This is a genomic window from Nocardia aurea (genome assembly GCF_003123685.1).
In the GTDB taxonomy this organism is placed as follows: domain Bacteria; phylum Actinomycetota; class Actinomycetes; order Mycobacteriales; family Mycobacteriaceae; genus Nocardia; species Nocardia aurea.
In genome coordinates this window covers 1-4,216 of record NZ_QCYJ01000063.1, presented here as the reverse complement: position 1 = coordinate 4,216, position 4,216 = coordinate 1, and the positions used below count along the sequence as shown (strand labels likewise).

At 71.3% G+C, this 4,216-nt stretch carries 3 protein-coding genes and 1 pseudogene; all 4 read left to right on the top strand.

Annotated features, from left to right (window positions below; genetic code table 11):
* Nucleotides 1-355, top strand: a pseudogene (locus DAT37_RS12825) (hypothetical protein); the annotation flags it as partial.
* Nucleotides 352-600, top strand: a complete 249-nt coding sequence (locus DAT37_RS12820) for a hypothetical protein (RefSeq protein ID WP_109524981.1) — start codon at nucleotides 352-354, stop codon at nucleotides 598-600. The pseudogene DAT37_RS12825 and the gene DAT37_RS12820, both read left to right, overlap by 4 nt.
* 8 nt (nucleotides 601-608) lie before the next feature.
* Nucleotides 609-1,847: an alpha/beta fold hydrolase gene (locus DAT37_RS12815; RefSeq protein WP_109524982.1), complete on the top strand. Its 1,239-nt coding sequence runs from the start codon at nucleotides 609-611 to the stop codon at nucleotides 1,845-1,847.
* Nucleotides 1,848-1,891: 44 nt separating this feature from the next.
* Nucleotides 1,892-3,541: a (2,3-dihydroxybenzoyl)adenylate synthase gene (locus tag DAT37_RS12810; protein ID WP_109524980.1), complete on the top strand. Its 1,650-nt coding sequence runs from the start codon at nucleotides 1,892-1,894 to the stop codon at nucleotides 3,539-3,541.
* The last annotated feature ends 675 nt before the right edge of the window (nucleotides 3,542-4,216 follow it).

Below are 4,216 nucleotides of genomic sequence, written 5' to 3'. Positions count from 1 at the left end.
CCTGGCGATCCACGTGGACTCCGAGCAGCACCTGCTGGAATACCGGCGCCGCCTGGACGCCAGCGAGCGGCCGGTCGAAATGCAGATCCAGCACGAGACCATCGAGTCGATCTACACCCACGACCCCAACGGCTACATGGTCGAGATCACCCGGGCGCTGCGGCCGGTGACGCCGCAGGAAGACCTGGACGCCAACCTGACCATCGATGCCCTGGTCGACATCATGGCCCGGCCGGGCGCCACCCTGGACGACCTGCTCACCCGCAAGGCCGAACTCATCGTCGAACGGGCGGCCGCCTGGCAAGAGCAGCAGGAACGGCTGGTCGAGTCGCCGGAAGGACCGGTGCACGCATGACACTTCAACTGTTCGTCCTGGACGTTCCGGAGAACACCATGGTCGCCGAGGTCGCCGGGCGGGACCCGAACGTCGCCGTCTCGAGGCTCGGCCCGTACTTCGTCATCGAGTCCGCCGACACCTTCAGCATCGACCGCCGCTCGACCGGATGCCGGCACGCGGTCTGGTACAGCTGTGTGGCCGGCCTGGCCGGGTGCCGGATCACCCAGTTCGACAAGGATGCCCTCCGGCTGGAGGCACGATGACCCAGCAGGTGCCGGAGTCGGCGGCGCAGCTGGGCGCCGGCCGATACGTCACGACGATCGAGCCCCCGCCCGGCGTGTCCACCAGCGTGTGCGAACTCGCAACCAGCGACGGGGCGACGGTGACCGGTGTGCTGCGGGTCCCGCCGGGCGCGTCGTCGGTCATCACGATCATGCACCCGCGGCAGGACGTCACCCACCATTCGCTGGTCCCGTACCTGCTCGCTGCGGGGTACGCGGTGTGGACGCAGGGCAGCCGCTCGCCGAACAACGACCTCAACCTGCTGCACGAACAGGCCATCATCGACATGGCCGCCGGCCAGGTCTACCTGCGCGAAGCCGGCTTCGAACAGGTCGTCTCGCTCGGCCACTCCGGCGGCGGCGCTCTGACGGCGTTCTACTGCCAGCAGGCGTCGCTACCCGCCGAGCAGCGCCTGCGCGCCGCCCCGTCGGGACGTCCGGTCCCGCTGGCCGACACCACCATGCCGGTGCCGGACGGTGTCGTGTTCCTCGCCCCGCACCCCGGCCAGGCGGCGCTGCTGCTGCGGGTCATCGACCCGTCGGTTACCGACGAGGCCGATCCGCTGTCGGCCGACCCGGACCTCGACCCGTTCAACCCCGCCAACGGATTCGTCGCCGCCCCCGAGTCCAGCCACTACGACGAGGCGTTCGTCGGCCACTACCGGACCGCGCAGCTGGACCGGATACGGCGCATCGACGACGTCGCGCGCAGCCTCGCCGCGGAGTCCGCGCGGGCCAACCGGGCGTTCAAGGCCGGCGGCGATGCCGCCGACCGCCGGCGCGCGCTCGCACCACGGCTGATCACGGTGTATCGAACCGACGCCGACCTGCGCAACGTCGACCTGTCGCTGGACCCCAACGAGCGCCCGTACGGGTCGCTGTTCGGTCGGCGGCCGGATCTGACCAACTACGGGCTGGTCGGGTTCGGCCGGCTGTCGACCGCGGAGGCGTGGCTGTCCACCTGGTCCGCGCTGAGCAGCAACGCCGACTTCGTGCGCTGCGCGCCCGGCGTGACCGTGCCGGCCCTGCTGCTGGAGTTCGCCGGCGACCAGGCCTCGTTCCCCAGCGACATCGTCCGCATGCGCGACGCGCTCGGCGCCGCGGACCTGACGGTCGCCGCGGTCGCTGGTACCCACTTCGGTGGGCCGATCCGGCCCGGCGCACCCACCGGCACGGCGCTGGCCGCCGAGCGCATCCGCGACTGGCTGGACCCGCGCTTCGCCGGCTGACCACAGGCACCCACCACCCCGTCCCACGCACCAGAGGACCCGTCATGGACCAGCGAGTCGTTCCGTTCCCCGCCGATGCGATCGCCCGCTATCGCGCGGCCGGGCTGTGGGGCACCCGCACCATCGCCACCGAGTTCCAGGCTGTCGCGGCGCGCTACCCGGATCGGGACGCCGTCGTCACCGCGGCCGGGCAGGCCAGCTACCGCGAGCTAGACGAGCGCGCCGACCGGGTCGCCGCGGGGCTGGTCGAGCTCGGGCTGCGGCCGGGTGACCCGCTCCTGTTCCAGGTCACCGACCGGCTGGAAACCGTGGTGGCCTGGTACGGCGTGCTCAAGGCCGGGCTAGTGCCGGTGTGCACGCTAGCCGCCCACCGGGCGAACGAAATCGGCGGGATCAGCCGCCGTACCGGCGCCGTGGCGCACCTGGTCGAGGCCGGCACCAAGGGCTTCGATCTGATCGGCTTCGCCATCGAGCAACGGGCCGGACATCCGACGCTGCAGCACGTGTTGACGATCGGCGCCGCGGCGGACACGCCGGGCGTCCGGATCGAGGATCTCGGCGCCGACACCTCGACCGACCTCGCCCGCAAGGTCGTCGACGACATCCAGGCCCGCATCGACCCCGACGACGTGGCGGTGTTCCAGCTGTCCGGCGGGACCACCGGGGTGCCGAAGGTGATCCCCCGGCTGCACGCCGAGTACTGGTACAACGCGCGCGAGTACGCGCGCAGCCTCGGCTGGGACGACACGACCCGCACCGGACATCTCATCCCGATCATCCACAACGCGGGGATCGTGTGCGGGCTGCACGGCCCGCACAGCGTGGGCGGATGCCTGGTGCTGACCGGTGCGGACCTGTCGCAGGCGCTGCCGATCCTCACCGCGCAGCGGACCACCGACGTGCTGCTCGGCCACGGCCACTACCCCGCGGTGACCGGCCCGGCCTTCGCCGAGCTCGCCGGCACCCTGCGCAGGGTCGTGCTGTCCGGCGCCAAGGTGCCGCCCGAGCTGTTCGGGCGGCTCGAAGCGCACGGCGTATGGAGCGGTCAGCTTTTTGGCATGGGCGAGGGCTTCTTCGCCCTCACCGGCCCGGACGCCCCCCGCGAGGCGAGGCTGACCACGGTCGGCACTCCGATGTCCCCGCTGGACGAGTTCAAGGTGCTCGACGTCGGTACCGAGACCGAGCTGCCCGATGGGCAGGTCGGCGAACTGTGCTGCGCCGGCCCGTACACCTTGCGCGGATATTTCGATGCCCCCGAGCAGAACCGGCAGGCGTTCACCAGCGACGGCTTCTACCGCACCGGCGACCTGGTCGCGGTGCGGGTCATCGACGGCGAGCGCTACCTGTCCGTCGAGGGGCGGATCAAGGATCTGATCAACCGCGGCGGTGAGAAAGTCAGCGCCGAGGAAGTCGAGCTGCTGCTCCTGCAGCATCCCCGCATCGCCGCCGCGGCCGTGGTCGCGATGCCCGACCCGCGGCTGGGCGAACGCGCCTGCGCCTTCCTGGTCGCCCGCGACCAGCCGCTGCCGCCGCAGGCGATCCAAGAACACCTCGCCGCGCTGGGCGTGGCCAAGTTCAAGTGGCCCGAGCGTCTGGAATGGCGCGACGAGCTGCCCACAACGTCCGTCAACAAGATCGACAAGAAGGCGTTGCGCGCCGAGATCACCGCGACGCTCGACGCCGAGCAGCGTTAGCACCAGTGCGGCAAGCTCGACCGACGCTTCCCGGAGGCGTATCGACAATCTGTTGTAGTTGGTGCCGAACAGCTCCCGTCGCGACGCGATCGTGCCACCCGCCAGACGGGAAGCAATCTACCCCGCGCCCGAATGGGTGCACCGCCGCAGAGGTTGGCGAACGCAGCCTCCCCGCGAAGCCGATGCCCACCGCCTCCGCGGCCTCGTCGAGCAGCACCTGGCCGTCCGAGTACCCCGACCGGTGCCGAGACGCCCGACCGGCTCACCGTGCACCCCGATATCGCGTCCGCGCTGCGGCTGACCGACCGGCCCGCGCCGCCAGACCCCGACCGGGAGCCCGTACCTCCATAACGGATCTTGTCCACTTGGGGATCCTCAACCGGACGACCCGCGATCCGGATCGCGCCGCCGCACCGGTTGGGTGTTGTTCGAGGTCGCGCGTGTGACCCGGCCCCGGCGCTGCGCCGGCACCCAGTTCGCCCCAGCCATCGTCGCGGTCCTGATCGACGAGCTGGCCGGCGCCGACCTGGTAACGGCCCCGTAGCCGGCGCGCCATCGGCCGGCGGCGACCAGGGCCAAGGCCAGCCGGCCACGTTGGTAATCATGTGTCCGGCGTCGGCCAGCAGCGCCAGCGAGCCGGACAGCAACGCACCGACCACCTCCACCACAAGGATC

Coding starts and splice junctions, on each gene's coding strand:
- DAT37_RS12820 (WP_109524981.1), top strand. CDS start 352: ATGACACTTCAACTGTTCGTCCTGGACGTTCCGGAGAACACCATGGTC.
- DAT37_RS12810 (WP_109524980.1), top strand. CDS start 1,892: ATGGACCAGCGAGTCGTTCCGTTCCCCGCCGATGCGATCGCCCGCTAT.